Below are 13584 nucleotides of genomic sequence, written 5' to 3'. Positions count from 1 at the left end.
ATCCTTTCAATTGTTTTTGGCGGCCGGCGCGAGCGTATCCCGCTCGGCGCGCCACGGCAGATACCAGTCGCGGAAACGGGACAGGCCGGTTTCCAGCGTGGTGGTCGGCGCGAAGCCGACCCAGTCGCGCAGCCTGTCGATGGCCGCGTACGTGGCCGGCACGTCGCCCGGCTGCATCGGCAGGAAATTCATGTTCGCGTTCACGCCCAGCACCCGCTCCAGCGTCTGGATGAACTCCAGCACGCGCACAGGCTGGTGGTTGCCGATGTTGAAGACGGTGTGCGGCACGCGGTCTTCACCATTCGCCCCGGCGGCAGGCTGCGGCTTGTGCAGCAGGCGCACCACGCCTTCGACGATGTCGTCGATGTAGGTGAAGTCGCGGCTCAATTTGCCTTCCGCGAAGACCGGTATCGGTTCGCCGCGCATCATCTTCTCGGCAAAGCTGAAATAGGCCATGTCCGGGCGGCCCCAAGGGCCGTACACGGTGAAGAAGCGCAGTCCGGTGGCGGGCAGGGCGAACAGGTGGCTGTAGGAGTGCGCCATCAGCTCGTTGGCCTTCTTGGTGGCGGCGTACATCGACACCGGAGCGTCGGTCTTGTCGTCCTCGCTGAAGGGCAGGCTGGCGTTGGCGCCGTATACGCTGCTGCTGCTGGCGTACAGCAGGTGCTGCACCTTGTGGTGGCGGCACGCTTCCAGCATGTGGCCAAAGGCCACCAGGTTGGACTGCACATAGGCGGCAGGATTGTCGATCGAGTAGCGCACGCCGGCTTGCGCGGCCAGGTGCACCACCAGCGCCGGCTGCTCGCGTTCGAACAGCGCCTGCACCTGCGCGCCGTCGGCCAGCTCCACGCTGTGGCAGGCAATGCCGGCGGGCGCCAGCAGGGACTGCACCCGGCCGGTCTTCAGGCGCGGATCGTAATAGTCGTTGAAGTTGTCGCAGCCCACCACGCTGTGGCCCATGGCCGCCAGCCGTGCGGCGACGGCGCTGCCGACAAAGCCGGCCGCACCCGTCACCAGGACTTTCCGCAATGCGCTTTGCATCGGATCCCCGCTCACGTATTCAGCGCGTGGTTGATGCGCCCTATGCCTTCATAGGACAGGCCGGCAGCGGTGACCGCTTCCAGGTCGTAGATGTTGCGGCCGTCGAACACCGCCTTGTCGCGCAGCGTGGCGGCCAGGTAGCGGAAGTCCGGCGAGCGGAACTCCTTCCACTCGGTCACCAGCACCAGCGCATCGGCGTCGGCCGCCGCTTCCTTGGCCGACGCGGCCAGGAACAGCAGGTCCTTGCAGCGCGCCTGGCCGTGTTCGGCCAGCAGCAGGCGCTCGGCCTCCTTGCTCGCCACCGGGTCGTAGGCGCGCACCTTGCAGCCGGCCGCGAACAGCGCGCGGATCAGCACCAGGCTGGGCGCCTCGCGCATGTCGTCGGTGTTCGGCTTGAAGGCCAGGCCCCACAGTGCGATGGTCTTGCCGTGCAGCGCGCCGGCGCTGCCGAAATGGCGCACCAGCTTGTCGAACAGCACACTCTTCTGGCGCTCGTTGACGTCCTCGGTGGCCTGCAGGATGCGCAGCGGCTGGTCGAAGTCGGCCCCGGTGCGTATCAGCGCCTTCACGTCCTTCGGGAAGCAGGAGCCGCCGTAGCCCATGCCGGCGTACAGGAACTGCGGGCCGATGCGCGGATCCTTGCCCATGCCCAGGCGCACCTGCTCGATGTCGGCGCCCAGCAGCTCGGCCAGGTTGGCCAGTTCGTTCATGAAGCTGATGCGGGTGGCCAGCATGGCGTTGGCGGCATACTTGGTCAGTTCGGCGCTGCGCACGTCCATCTCGATGAACTTCTCGTGCTGGCGGCTGAACGGCGCGTACAGCTGGCGCATCTGCTTGAGCGCGGCCGGGTTGTCGCTGCCGACGATGATGCGGTCCGGACGCGTAAAGTCTTCCAGCGCCGCGCCTTCCTTCAGGAATTCGGGATTGCTCACCACGTCGAACTGCACGGCGGCGCCGCGCCTGGCCAGCTCGCCGGCAATGGCGGCGCGCACCTTGTCGCCGGTGCCCACCGGCACGGTGGACTTGTCGACCACGATCACGGGCCGGGTGATGCGCTGGCCGATGCTGCGCGCCGCCGCCAGGATGTATTGCAGGTCGGCGCTGCCGTCCTCGTCGGGCGGGGTACCGACCGCGAGGAAGATCACGTCGGCGTGCTCGACCGCCTCGTCGTAGCTGGTGGTAAACAGCAGCCGGCCGGCGGCCGCGTTGCGCGCCACCAGCGCGTCGAGGCCGGGTTCATGGATGGGAATGCCGCCGCTGTTGAGGAGGGCGATCTTGCGCTCGTCCACATCCAGGCACAAAACGGTGTTGCCGACATCGGCAAAACAGGCTCCGGTCACAAGACCAACGTAGCCCGAGCCTATCACTGAAATATTCATTTATCGTGCCTGTAGACTGAACGCCGGTAGAGGCGAGAGGCGGATTGCGCTTGGCCGTCCAAGCGTAGCTCTTGCGTAATTGTACTTTCAATTTTATTATCAGTAAACGTGCCGCAGTGCGGCGTAACGCCCACCGGTTCTTACCTCAGAAAATGAAGCTACTCACCTTCAGCACCTTATTTCCCAACGAGCAACATGCAGGCCACGGCATCTTCGTCGAAACCCGGCTGCGCTACCTGTTGGCCAGCGGCAAGGCCACCTCCCGCGTTGTTGCTCCAGTGCCATGGTTTCCATCAACCAACCCGCGCTTCGGCGAGTACGCCAGCTACGCCAAAGTGCCGCGCCACGAGGAGCGGCACGGCATACGGGTAAGCCATCCGCGCTATATCAGCCTGCCCAAGATCGGCATGCGGGTGGCGCCGCTGCTGTTGGCGCGGGCCGCCAAGCGCGAAATCGGCCGCATCCTGGACGAGGGCTACGACTTCGACCTGATCGACGCGCACTACTTCTATCCGGACGGCGTGGCGGCGGTGATGCTCGGCAAGTACTTCAACAAGCCGGTGGTGATCACCGCGCGCGGCACGGACATCAATTTGATACCGCAATATTCATTGCCCAAGCGCATGATTTTGTGGGCTGCACGCAACGCACAGGGCATGATCACCGTGTGCCAGGCGCTCAAAGATGAAATGGTGCAACTCGGCGTGGACGCCGACCGGGTGACGCCGCTGCGCAACGGTGTGGATTTGCAACGCTTTGCACCGTTGCCGGAACGCGACGTTGTGCGCAGCGAACTGGGCCTGAACCGCTACACCTTGCTGTCGGTCGGCTACCTGATCGAGCGCAAGGGGCACGAACTGATCATCGCCGCGCTGCCGGCGCTGCCGGACGCCGAACTGCTGATCGCCGGCAGCGGCCCGGACCGCGCCAAGCTGGAAGCGCTGGCGGCGCAGCTGGGCGTGTCCGCACGCGTGCGCTTCCTCGGCCCGGTGGCGCAGCCCGAACTGAAGCGCTATTACAACGCGGCCGACGCCATGGTGCTGGCCTCCAGCCGCGAAGGCTGGGCCAATGTGCTGCTGGAAGCCATGGCGTGCGGCACGCCGGTGGTGGCCAGCAATGTGTGGGGCACGCCCGAAGTGGTGGCCGCGCCGGCGGCCGGCGTACTGATGCGCGAGCGCACGCCGCTGGGCGTGGCCGACGCGGTCAAGGCGCTGCGCGCCGCGCCGCCCGAGCGCGCCGACACGCGCCGCTACGCCGAGCTGTTCAGCTGGGACGCCACCACCGAAGGCCAGTTGCGCCTGTTCAGCGACATCCTGCAGGGCCGCAGCACGCCGGTGTGGCAGCCGGCCGGCGCGCGCCCCGGGGTGCGTCCATGAGCGTGCCCTTGAGTGTGCCCGCGAGTGCGCCTGGGATCGCGATGCATGCGGCCAGGCAGGCCGCCGGCGAGCCGGGCGGGGAACGCGCCAACGGGCCGGCCACGGCGGCGGCCGACACGCGCCCGCTGGTGCTGCACGTGATCCACCACCTCGTCATGGGCGGGCTGGAGAACGGCCTGGTCAACCTGATCAACACCATGCCGGCCGAGCGCTACCGCCACGCCATCCTGTGCGTGGAGAACTACAACGATTTCCGCCTGCGCATCCAGCGCCAGGACGTGGAAGTGTATGCGCTGCACCGCTCGCGCGTCGGCATCTGGCGCATGCGGCTCGAAATGCTGCGCCTGTTCCGCCGGCTCAAGCCGGCCATCGTCCACTCGCGCAATATGTCCGGGCTGGACGCGCTGCTGCCGGCGCGCCTGGCCGGGGTGCGCGCCTGCGTGCACGGCGAGCACGGCTGGGACGTTGGCGACCTGGACGGCAGCCAGTGGAAACCGGCGCTGCTGCGCCGCCTGCACGCGCCGCTGATCGACCGCTACATCACCGTCTCGCAGGACCTGGCGCGCTATCTGGCGCGCCGCGTCGGCGTGGCGCAGCCGCGCATCAGGCAGGTGTACAACGGCGTCGACACCACGCGCTTCGTGCCGCGCGCGGCGGACGCGCCCAGGCCCGCGTTGCCGGACGGCTTCGCCGGGCCGCAGCACATCCTGATCGGCACCGTGGGCCGCCTGCAGCCGGTGAAGGACCAGGCCACGTTGCTGCGCGCCTTCGCCCGCCTGCGCGATACGCAGCCCGGGCTGTGGCCGCGCCTGCGCCTGGCGGTGGTCGGCGGCGGCCCGCTGGAGCAGGCTTTGCATGACTTGGTGGCCGAACTGGGCCTGCAGCAGCAGGTGTGGCTGTCCGGCGCGCGCGACGACGTGCCCGCCATCCTGGCCAGCTTCGACGTCTTCGTGCTGCCCTCGCTGTCCGAAGGCATTTCCAACACCATCCTGGAAGCCATGGCCTGCGGCCTGCCGGTACTGGCCACCGGCGTGGGCGGCAACCTGGAGCTGGTGCGCGACGGCGTCTGCGGGCGCTACTTCAAACCGGGCGACGTGGATGGCCTGGCCGCCTTGCTGGCCGCCTATGGCGGCGACGCGGACCTGCGCGGCGCGCACGGCGCAGCGTCGCGCAAGATCGCAATGGAGGAATTCAGCATGGCGGCAATGGTCAACAACTACATGGCGGTGTATGACAGCACCGCACGGCACGCATGAGCACGGTGCACAACCACCGCAGCGCCGCCGGCGGCGCCGCCGGCCCCGGGCGCGCCGCCGCGCAGGCGGACGTGGCGCATGGCGTGCGCGCGCAGGGCGCGACCGCGCGCGGCACCTACTGGCTGATCCATCTGGCGCTGGCCGCGCTGGTCGGCCTGCTGTTCCTGGGCGCCCACGCCGACGGCTCCTACTGGTGGAGCGACGCGCCGCGCCACGCCCTGAACGGCGTGTTCGTGAAAGACCTGGTCGCGGCCGCGCCGTGGTCCGATCCGTCGCGCTACGCCTACGACTACTACGCACAGTATCCCGCGCTCACCATCCTGTTCTACCCGCCGCTGTTCTACGCCATCAGCGCGCCGTTCTATGCGCTGTTCGGCGTTTCCGAAGGCACGGCGCTGCTGGTGGTGGCGCTGCATTACGTGGCCTTCGCCTGGGGCGCATGGGCGCTGTTCCGCTGCTGGCTGCCGGCCTGGCCGGCCGCTGCCGCCGCCGCCATGCTGGCGCTGCTGCCGGAGATCGCCTTCTGGGGCCGCCAGGTCATGCTGGAGCTGCCCAGCCTGGCCTTCTTCATCTGGAGCGCCGCGCTGTTTACGCGCTACCGCCACACGGGATATCAGCGCCCGCTGCTGCTGTACGGCGCCGCCGCCTTGCTGCTGCTGGCCATGTATACCAAGCTGACGGCCGGCTTCCTGGCGCTGGCGTTTGCCGGTACCCTGCTGTATGAACGCCGCGCCGAGGCGCTGAAGGACCGCCACGTGTGGCTGGCCGCACTGGTCGCCTGCATCGGCCTGATCCCGCTGCTGGTGCTGACCGTGAAATTCGGCCAGGCCAACATCCAGTCCGCCTCCGGCATCAACGACTCGCTGGTGTCGCGCCGCTCGCTGGCCGGCTGGCTGTGGTATCTGCGCCAGTTCCCCGGCCAGCTGGGCTGGGCCATGCTGGCCGCCGGCGCGGCTGGCTTGCTGGCCGCCGCCGTGCCCGCGCTGCGCCGCCGCAGCCCGGACGGCATGGCCGCGCCGAACCAGGGCGACAGCGTGTTCTGGCTGTTGTGGCTGGTGGCCGGCTACCTGTTCTTCTCGGCCATCGACCTGAAGGAAGCGCGCCACAGCGTGTTCATCCTGCCGCCTGTGGTGCTGGCCGCCGCCTTGCTGCTGATGCGGCTGCCGCAGCCGCGCTGGCGCGGCGCCGCGCTGGCCGCCCTGACGGCGGCGGTGGCGCTGCAGACCGTACTGATGCGGCCGGTGGCCTATGTCGGCGGCTACGCCGAGGCCGCCAGGTTGGTTGCGGAAAAAGCCCCCAAGGACAGCAGCGTGTTGTTTTCCGGCTACCGCGACGGCTCCTTTGTGTTCAATATGCGCACCCACGAGGAGCGCCGCGACCTGACCGTGGTGCGGGCCGACAAGATGCTGCTGAATGTGGCCGTGCGGCGCGAGCTGGGCGTCAAGGAACACGACTTGAGCGAAGCCGACATCCTCAGCCAGATCAACGCGTTGAACGTCAGCTACCTGGTGGTGCAGCCCGGTTTCTGGAACGACCTGGCGGTCATGCAGCGCTTCGAGCGCGTGCTGGCGGCTGGCCAGTTCGAAGTGGTGGCACGCATCCCCACGCCCAACAATGTGCGGGCCTACGAGAAGGAACTGGTGATCTACCGCAACAAGGCGCCGTCCGGCCGCCGGGCCGGTCCGCGCCAGCTGGACCTGCCCATCATCAACCGGTCTATCAATGCCGGGAATTGATGCTGACCGAAAATAATTTCCGATTGCAACAATTGGTGACAATCTGGGGTGAATCGCTGGCTATACTGAAGTTTCCCAGCGAGCCCCCACCCCCGTCTCGCGTATCGAAAGCCTACCCGACAAGGATATGCGATGCGCCAGAATACTCCCGTTACCCAGAATGAATACGTGCTCGAAGACGGCAAGACCATCGTATCGACCACGGATTTGCAGGGCAATATCAATTACGCCAATCCCTATTTCATCGAGGTGAGCGGTTTCACCGAAGCCGAGCTGCTGGGTGCGCCGCAAAATATCCTGCGCCACCCGGACATGCCGGTGCAGGCGTTCGCCGACCTGTGGGCCACCATCAAGGACGGCATGCCGTGGACCGGCATGGTCAAGAACCGCTGCAAGAACGGCGACTTCTACTGGGTGCTGGCGAACGTGACGCCGGTGATAGAAAACGGCAAGCCGGTCGGCTATATGTCGGTGCGCACCAAACCCAGCCGGGAGCAGGTGGCGCAGGCCGACGCGCTGTACCGCGAAATCAAGGCAGGCAATCCGAACGGCGTGCGGATCCGCAACGGCCGGGTGCTGCGCAGCGGCCTGCTGACCCGGCTCAATGAGCTGCGCAAGCTGTCGGTGGCCAGCCATCTCGGCATCAACTGCGCCTGGCTCACGGCCAGCATGCTGGTGTTCGCGGTGGCCTTCTGGACCATGGACAGCCGGCACGGCGCGTGGCTGGGCGCCGGCGCGTTGCTGGCGGCTGCCATCGTGCTGTATTTCTGGTACAGCCTGCACCGCGCCATCGTCGGCCCGCTGAAGCGCGCCACGCTGGCGGCGCGCAAGATGGCGGGCGGCGACCTGACCGGCGTGATCGACGTGCCGCGCGACGACGACATGGGCCAGTTGCTGGCCGCGCTGCGCCAGATGAACGTGAACCTGCACAGCATCATCGGCGATGTGCGCAGCAATTTCGACGAGATCAAGCAAGCCACCACCGAGATCGCCAGCGGCAACCAGGACTTGTCGGGCCGTACCGAGTCGCAGGCCAGCAGCCTGCAGCAGACCGCCGCCAGCATGGAGCAGCTCACCACCAATGTGCAGCAAAGCGCCACCAACGTGGCCAGCGCCAACGAGCTGGCCGAGGCGGCCTCGCACATTGCCGAGCAGGGCGGCAGCATCGTGTCCCAGGTGGTCACCACCATGGACGACATCAGTACCTCGTCGCGCAAGATCCTGGACATTATCGGCCTGATCGACGGCATCGCCTTCCAGACCAATATCCTGGCCCTGAACGCGGCGGTGGAGGCGGCCCGTGCCGGCGAGCAGGGCCGGGGCTTCGCGGTGGTGGCCGGCGAGGTGCGCAACCTGGCGCACCGTTCGGCCAGCGCGGCCAAGGAGGTCAAGCAGCTGATCGACCTGTCGATCGCGAAGGTCAATGCCGGCACGGTGCTGACCGGGAGCGCCGGCGCCACCATGAACGAGGTGATCAAATCGGTCAGCCGCGTCACCAGCGTGATGGACGAAATCTCCACCGCCACCAAGGAGCAGGGCAATGGCATCGTGCAGGTGAACCAGGCCGTGATCCAGATCGACGACATCACGCAACAGAACGCGGCGCTGGTGGAGCAGGCTGCCGCCGCCGCCACCAGCCTGGCGCAGCAGACCGAATGCGTGGCCCAGGCCATGGCCGTGTTCAAGCTGCGCGAGCTGTCGGCGCGCCGCGTGGCGCCGCCGGCGCCGTCAGGCGCGCTACGCGTCTTCCCCTCCAGCGGCCGTGCGATCCCGGCGCCATCCGCGCCGCCCGCTGCCATCCGCGCCAAGGTGCGCCAGCTGGCCTGACCGAGTTGTCTCCTCCCGCGCCCTGCCGCGCGTTGTCCCCGGTGAAGGACGTGCAAGGTCCGCTAGAGGTCGGTGTAAGATAGCGGAGTAATTCACCGGGGAAATTTTCATGCGTTTGACCATCCTGCCGGCTGCCGCCACGGTTGCCACCTTAGTTGCCATTTCGCTTGGCGCCACCGCAGCGTCCACGCCCGCCGCCGATCCACGCCTGGACGGCATCAAGCAGATCGAGCGCAGCGCCTGCGTGCGCCTGGGCAATACCGGGCCGGGCGCACCCAAGAACCTGAAGCTGGTCCCCAAGTACTGCGCGTGCGTGGCCAAGGCCTACTGGGACAATATTCCGAAGGCCGAGGTCGACGAACTCATGAACAACGGCCAGTCCGCCGCCGTGGACCAGCGCAAGGACCAGCGCATGGCCGCAGCGCGGGCGGCCTGCCAGGCGACATGAAGGTCAGCCTGACCATCCAGGGTTGGGAATTCGACGCCGGCGGCGGCAGCACGCTGCTGATGGCGGCGCAGCAGGCCGGCATCCGCCTGCCCAGTGCATGCCGCAACGGTACCTGCCGCACGTGCATCTGCCACATGGGCAGCGGCAGCGTGCGCTACCTGATCGAGTGGCCTGGCCTGAGCGCGGACGAAAAGCGCGAAGGCTACATCCTGCCCTGCGTGGCCGTGGCCCAGTCCGACCTGGAACTGGCGGTGCCGGCCGCGCGCCGCATCGCGCCGGATCCCGGCGCGCCGCAGCCTTAGCCGCCGGCCTGCGAGCCGCCGCCGGTTTCGCCCCGGCGCAGCCGGCTCAGCAGTGCATCCGCGCTGCCGCTCAGCGGCAAGCCGTGCTGGCGCAGCATCTGAATGTGCAGCACCAGGTTTTCCAGCACCAGCTTGGCCGCCACCGCCATCAGCGTCAGGCGCCGGTCCTCCTCGCTGAAGGACGCCATGGCGTCCGCCATGTCCACCAGGTGGCTGGCCACCAGGGCGCGCAAATCCTGCTCCGCGAAGGGCAGGTCGGCGAAATCGATCGGGTCTTCCTGCTCCACTTCCAGCATCAGCGCTTCCAGTTCTGCACGCGAGATCGCCATCTGTTGCTCCTGAGGTTGCCCTGCCTGCATTTTAGACCTAAGCTGGTCCGATCCGCGCTAGAATTTCCGGTCCAGGAGCACGGTTGGAGCCATTGATGGCGCACATCATTTTTACTCAGCAACTTGCCCGTTTCCTGCCCGTGCCCCGGCTCGAGGTGCAGGCGGCCGACCTGCGCGGCGCGCTCGACGCCGCCTTTGCCGGCAACCAGCGCCTGCGCGGCTACGTGCTCGACGACCAGGACCGCCTGCGCCAGAACGTGGTGGTGTTCATCGACGGCCAGCGCAGCCGCGACCGCGAACGGCTGGACGATGCATTGCGTCCCGATTCCCAGATCTACATCTTGCAAGCACTTTCAGGAGGCTGACATGGCAGACCGCGCGTATCTTGCAACCCGCAAGGGCTTGTTCGAGCTGGCCGCAAAGAACGGCGAATGGAAACTGGAAGGGCGCCACTTCCTCGGCGAGCCGGTCAGCCAGGTGCTGGCGGACGAGCGCGACGGCGCCCTGTACGCGGCCCTCAACCTGGGCCATTTCGGCGCCAAGCTGCACCGGCGCGACGCCGGCAGTGCCGAGTGGACCGAAGTGAGCGTGCCGGTCTACCCGCCCAAGCCCGAAGGCAGCGAGGACCAGACCGACTGGACCCTGCGCCAGATCTGGTGCCTGGAGGCGGGCGGCAAGGACGAGCCGGGCGTGCTGTGGGCCGGCACGCTGCCGGGTGGACTGTTCAAGTCCAGCGACCGGGGCGACAGCTGGCAGCTGGTGGAAGCGCTGTGGAACCTGCCCGAGCGCACCCAGTGGATGGGTGGCGGCTATGACGCGGCCGGCATCCACAGCGTGTGCGTGGACCCGCGCGACAGCCGCAGCATCCTGGTCGGCGTGTCGGTCGGCGGCGCCTGGCTGACCACGGACGGCGGCGCCAGCTGGACCCTGCGCGCCAGCGGCATGGTGGCCGGCTACATGCCGCCCGAGCTGGCCGAAGACGGCGTGGCGCAAGACCCGCACCGCATCGTGCGCTGCGAAGCCGAGCCGGACAAACTATGGTGCCAGCACCACAGCGGCATCTGGCGCAGCGTGGACAACGGCGCGCGCTGGACCGAGGTGACGCAGGTACAGCCGTCCAGCTTCGGCTTCGCCGTGGCGGTGCATCCGCGCGACGGCGACACGGCCTGGTTCGCGCCCGGCGTGGCCGACCAGCAGCGCATTCCGGTGGACGCGGCCATGGCCACCACCCGCACCACCGACGGCGGCGCCACGTTCACGGCGCAGCGCAACGGCCTGCCGCAGGAACACTGCTACGACCTGGTGTACCGCCATGGCCTGGCGGTGGCCGAGGATGGCAAGACCTTGTTGATGGGATCGACCACCGGCGGCGTGTGGCTGTCGGCCAACGGCGGCGACTACTGGCAGACCATCTCCAGCACTATGCCGCCGGTGTACGCGGTCAGGTTCGGCTGACCTGCTAGCTGGCGTAGTAAGCCAGGAACATCTCCACCGCCGTCTGCACCAGGGCCGCTTCGGCAGCCGGTTCCAGCACCGGCTGGCCCATGGTCACCTGCGGCCAGAAGGCGAATGCCTTCAGCTGGCCCTGCAGCAAATGCGAGGCCAGTACCGGGTCCATGGGCTTGAGCTTGCCGTCGGCCTGCGCCGCGCGCAGCCAGGCCGCCACGCCTTCCTCCTTGTCGGCCAGCCTGGCCACCATTTCCTGCGCCCGTTCCGGGCGGTGGATGCCCTCGGCGATGGCGACCCGCGCCAGGTCCAGGAAATAGCCGTCGCGCAGCAGCGCCATCTTGGCTCCCATCAGCTCCAGCAATTGCGCGCGCAGCGGCTGGTCAGCGCGGTAGCGGAACGCCTGCAGGGCCGCACTACTGTCCCACAGTTGCTGCAGGATATGGGCGAACAGCTCGTCCTTGCTGGCAAAGTGGTTGTAGACGGTGCGCTTGGACACGCCGGCGGTGGAGGCAATCTTGTCCATGCTGGTGGCGTCGAAGCCGTTGGCGCGGAATTCCGCCACCGCTGCGGCGACGATGGCCTGGCGCTTGCGGTCGGTAAGGCGGGAGGCTGGGGGAGTAGGCATGCAAGTATTTTACACCCGGCAGTTTACTTTCTCAAAAAATGAAACTACACTGTGCAGTATACTTTTGAGGCCGCCGATGAAACGCCTTGCACTGCTCACCTTACTCCTGGGAACCCTGACCATGGCTTACTGCACCTTGTCCGCGCACGAACTCGACCACGTCTCGCCGCAGTACAGCGACGGCGCCTTCCGCAACCCGGTGCCGATGCACAAGACCGGCTTCATGGGCGGGATGCGCATCCTGTACCGGATGGCGTTTGCCAAGCCGGCCGACACCGCGCCCGCCAAGGCGGTGCCGGTGCACGCGATCACGCGCGGGCAGTTGCTGGCGGCGCCGGACAACAGCGTGTTTCGCCTGGGGCACTCGACGATACTGCTCAAGCTGGACGGTCAATTCTGGCTGACCGACCCGGTATTCTCGGAACGGGCATCGCCGCTGCAGTGGCTGGGGCCGCAGCGTTTCCACCAGCCCCCGATCAGCATCGCCGAGCTGCCGCCGATCAAGGGCGTGATCTTGTCGCACGACCACTATGACCACCTCGACCACGCCGCCGTGCTGGCGCTGGCGGCCAAGACCGAACACTTCCTGGCGCCGCTGGGGGTGGGCGACACCCTGGTCAAGTGGGGCGTGCCGGCAGCCAAGGTGCAGCAACTGGACTGGTGGCAATCGACCGCAGTCGATGGCGTGCGCCTGACCGCCACGCCGGCGCAGCACTTCTCCGGCCGCAGCCTGACCGACCGCAACAAGACCTTGTGGGCGTCCTGGGTAATCCAGGCTGGCGGCCAGCGCATCTTCTTCAGCGGCGACACCGGCTACTTCAAGGGATTCAAGGAGATCGGCGACAAATACGGCCCATTCGACCTGACGATGATGGAAACCGGCGCCTACGACCCCCAATGGCCCGACATCCACATGCAGCCCGAAGAGACGATGCAGGCCCACATCGACCTGCGCGGCAAGCTGCTGATGCCGATCCACAACGGCACCTTCGACCTGGCCATGCACGCCTGGAACGAGCCGTTCGACCGCATCAGCGTGCTGGCCGAGCAGCGCGGCCAAGTGCTCGCCACCCCCGAAATCGGCCAGCAGCTCAACCTGCGCCAGATCCCCGCCACCGGCAAATGGTGGCAGCAAGTGCTGTAAGCCCCACCGAGCTGAGCCGCATCCGCCAAACTTCGGGGTCAGACCCCGAGGCGGTGCGGATGCGGCTCAGGCTGCTTGTCGGCGCTGTCTTAGCACTGTCAGATGGCTGCGTGGCGGCCGCAGGGCCAAATCTGACTTTGTATCCCGGCGAAGCGGACTGTGCACCACTTCGGGGTCTGACCCCGAAGTGGTGGGAATGCGGCACAGCTTGCCCGTAGGAGGCGGCTGAGGCGGGTCAGACGATGATGTTGATGATGCGTCCTACCGTCTGACCTTGGGTGTTGAGCTGGGGCGCGCGGGGGAGTGCGTCGAGGTCGGTGGGGACGGGCTTGGCAATGGCTTTGTCGAGCTGTACCGGGGCGGCTGCGACAGCAGTCGCGCTTTCGGCCTGGCGGCTTTCTTTTTGACGGGTGCTGAGCTGTTCCTGGTCCTTGGCCAGCTGGACCCGGCTGTCCTGCAGCCGGCTGGCGTCCTGGTCCACACGCGTCTGGTCCTGCTGGACTTTGCGTTCAGCAACCGCAACCGCATTGCGCAGCGTATCGACGGACGTGACGGTAGCCACGGTGCACCCCTTAGAGCGGACTTATCTCAAGCGTAGGCGAAAAGTAGCGCAGTTGCAATAGTCGCGCAGACAAAAAAGGGCAGGGCCGGAGGGGAACGGCCTTGCCCAAG

Annotated in this window: 14 protein-coding genes; 9 read left to right on the top strand and 5 right to left on the bottom strand. The window is 67.3% G+C overall.

Annotation, left to right across the window (positions count from 1 at the left end):
* Positions 1 to 6: 6 nt before the first annotated feature.
* Both ASD15_RS28965 and ASD15_RS28960 read right to left on the bottom strand, forming a co-directional pair.
* Complete coding sequence (locus ASD15_RS28965) at positions 7 to 1041, bottom strand: NAD-dependent epimerase/dehydratase family protein (protein WP_057158483.1); 1035 nt, start codon at positions 1039 to 1041, stop codon at positions 7 to 9.
* 11 nt (positions 1042 to 1052) lie between these two features.
* Entirely contained in the window at positions 1053 to 2420 is a 1368-nt protein-coding gene (locus tag ASD15_RS28960; protein WP_057158482.1) for a UDP-glucose/GDP-mannose dehydrogenase family protein, read from the bottom strand.
* A gap of 152 nt (positions 2421 to 2572) precedes the next feature.
* Here ASD15_RS28960 and ASD15_RS28955 point away from each other — a divergent pair, with 152 nt between their 5' ends.
* The 6 genes from ASD15_RS28955 to ASD15_RS28930 all read left to right on the top strand — a co-directional run bounded on the left by ASD15_RS28955 (position 2573) and on the right by ASD15_RS28930 (position 9365).
* Positions 2573 to 3796, top strand: coding sequence for a glycosyltransferase family 4 protein (locus ASD15_RS28955; RefSeq protein WP_057158481.1), 1224 nt, complete (start codon positions 2573 to 2575; stop codon positions 3794 to 3796).
* 41 nt (positions 3797 to 3837) lie between these two features.
* A complete protein-coding gene (locus tag ASD15_RS28950) occupies positions 3838 to 5052 on the top strand; it encodes a TIGR03088 family PEP-CTERM/XrtA system glycosyltransferase (protein WP_082552223.1) in 1215 nt (404 codons plus the stop codon).
* Positions 5049 to 6788, top strand: a complete 1740-nt coding sequence (locus ASD15_RS28945) for a glycosyltransferase family 39 protein (RefSeq protein ID WP_082552222.1) — start codon at positions 5049 to 5051, stop codon at positions 6786 to 6788. Before ASD15_RS28950 ends, ASD15_RS28945 begins: the two co-directional genes overlap by 4 nt.
* A gap of 132 nt (positions 6789 to 6920) precedes the next feature.
* Positions 6921 to 8615, top strand: a complete 1695-nt coding sequence (locus ASD15_RS28940) for a PAS domain-containing methyl-accepting chemotaxis protein (RefSeq protein WP_057158480.1) — start codon at positions 6921 to 6923, stop codon at positions 8613 to 8615.
* Between the two features lie 109 nt (positions 8616 to 8724).
* Positions 8725 to 9063 carry a hypothetical protein gene (locus ASD15_RS28935; protein ID WP_057158479.1) on the top strand — a complete coding sequence of 113 codons (339 nt, stop codon included), beginning with the start codon at positions 8725 to 8727 and terminating at the stop codon, positions 9061 to 9063.
* Positions 9060 to 9365 carry a 2Fe-2S iron-sulfur cluster-binding protein gene (locus tag ASD15_RS28930; RefSeq protein WP_057158478.1) on the top strand — a complete coding sequence of 102 codons (306 nt, stop codon included), beginning with the start codon at positions 9060 to 9062 and terminating at the stop codon, positions 9363 to 9365. Before ASD15_RS28935 ends, ASD15_RS28930 begins: the two co-directional genes overlap by 4 nt.
* Here the strand turns inward: ASD15_RS28930 and ASD15_RS28925 are convergent.
* On the bottom strand, positions 9362 to 9694 hold the full coding sequence (locus tag ASD15_RS28925) for a hypothetical protein (RefSeq protein WP_057158477.1): 333 nt from the start codon (positions 9692 to 9694) through the stop codon (positions 9362 to 9364). The genes ASD15_RS28930 and ASD15_RS28925 overlap by 4 nt on opposite strands.
* Positions 9695 to 9789: 95 nt before the next feature.
* On the opposite strand from ASD15_RS28925, the gene ASD15_RS28920 reads away from it, so the two are divergent.
* Entirely contained in the window at positions 9790 to 10059 is a 270-nt protein-coding gene (locus ASD15_RS28920) for a MoaD/ThiS family protein (protein WP_057158476.1), read from the top strand.
* A 1-nt stretch (position 10060) separates the two neighbouring features.
* On the top strand, positions 10061 to 11149 hold the full coding sequence (locus tag ASD15_RS28915; RefSeq protein ID WP_057158475.1) for a hypothetical protein: 1089 nt from the start codon (positions 10061 to 10063) through the stop codon (positions 11147 to 11149).
* Between the two features lie 4 nt (positions 11150 to 11153).
* Here the strand turns inward: ASD15_RS28915 and ASD15_RS28910 are convergent, their stop codons facing one another.
* Positions 11154 to 11768, bottom strand: a complete 615-nt coding sequence (locus ASD15_RS28910; RefSeq protein WP_057158474.1) for a TetR/AcrR family transcriptional regulator — start codon at positions 11766 to 11768, stop codon at positions 11154 to 11156.
* A 76-nt stretch (positions 11769 to 11844) separates the two neighbouring features.
* Here ASD15_RS28910 and ASD15_RS28905 point away from each other — a divergent pair, with 76 nt between their 5' ends.
* Positions 11845 to 12912 (top strand): MBL fold metallo-hydrolase, encoded by a 1068-nt coding sequence (locus ASD15_RS28905; protein WP_057158473.1) that lies wholly within the window; start codon positions 11845 to 11847, stop codon positions 12910 to 12912.
* Positions 12913 to 13147: 235 nt separating this feature from the next.
* On the opposite strand, the gene ASD15_RS28900 is transcribed toward ASD15_RS28905, so the two are convergent.
* Entirely contained in the window at positions 13148 to 13474 is a 327-nt protein-coding gene (locus ASD15_RS28900) for a hypothetical protein (protein WP_082552221.1), read from the bottom strand.
* Positions 13475 to 13584: the final 110 nt, after the last annotated feature.

This window comes from Massilia sp. Root351 (genome assembly GCF_001425045.1).
Classification (GTDB): Bacteria; Pseudomonadota; Gammaproteobacteria; order Burkholderiales; family Burkholderiaceae_D; genus Rugamonas.
The sequence above is the reverse complement of the archived record's forward strand: the minus strand, read 5'-3'. Positions and strand labels throughout refer to the sequence as shown.

Coding starts and splice junctions, on each gene's coding strand:
- ASD15_RS28935 (WP_057158479.1), top strand. CDS start 8,725: ATGCGTTTGACCATCCTGCCGGCTGCCGCCACGGTTGCCACCTTAGTT.
- ASD15_RS28955 (WP_057158481.1), top strand. CDS start 2,573: ATGAAGCTACTCACCTTCAGCACCTTATTTCCCAACGAGCAACATGCA.
- ASD15_RS28915 (WP_057158475.1), top strand. CDS start 10,061: ATGGCAGACCGCGCGTATCTTGCAACCCGCAAGGGCTTGTTCGAGCTG.
- ASD15_RS28950 (WP_082552223.1), top strand. CDS start 3,838: ATGCATGCGGCCAGGCAGGCCGCCGGCGAGCCGGGCGGGGAACGCGCC.
- ASD15_RS28965 (WP_057158483.1), bottom strand. CDS start 1,041: ATGCAAAGCGCATTGCGGAAAGTCCTGGTGACGGGTGCGGCCGGCTTT.
- ASD15_RS28930 (WP_057158478.1), top strand. CDS start 9,060: ATGAAGGTCAGCCTGACCATCCAGGGTTGGGAATTCGACGCCGGCGGC.
- ASD15_RS28920 (WP_057158476.1), top strand. CDS start 9,790: ATGGCGCACATCATTTTTACTCAGCAACTTGCCCGTTTCCTGCCCGTG.
- ASD15_RS28940 (WP_057158480.1), top strand. CDS start 6,921: ATGCGCCAGAATACTCCCGTTACCCAGAATGAATACGTGCTCGAAGAC.
- ASD15_RS28945 (WP_082552222.1), top strand. CDS start 5,049: ATGAGCACGGTGCACAACCACCGCAGCGCCGCCGGCGGCGCCGCCGGC.
- ASD15_RS28910 (WP_057158474.1), bottom strand. CDS start 11,768: ATGCCTACTCCCCCAGCCTCCCGCCTTACCGACCGCAAGCGCCAGGCC.
- ASD15_RS28905 (WP_057158473.1), top strand. CDS start 11,845: ATGAAACGCCTTGCACTGCTCACCTTACTCCTGGGAACCCTGACCATG.
- ASD15_RS28925 (WP_057158477.1), bottom strand. CDS start 9,694: ATGGCGATCTCGCGTGCAGAACTGGAAGCGCTGATGCTGGAAGTGGAG.
- ASD15_RS28960 (WP_057158482.1), bottom strand. CDS start 2,420: ATGAATATTTCAGTGATAGGCTCGGGCTACGTTGGTCTTGTGACCGGA.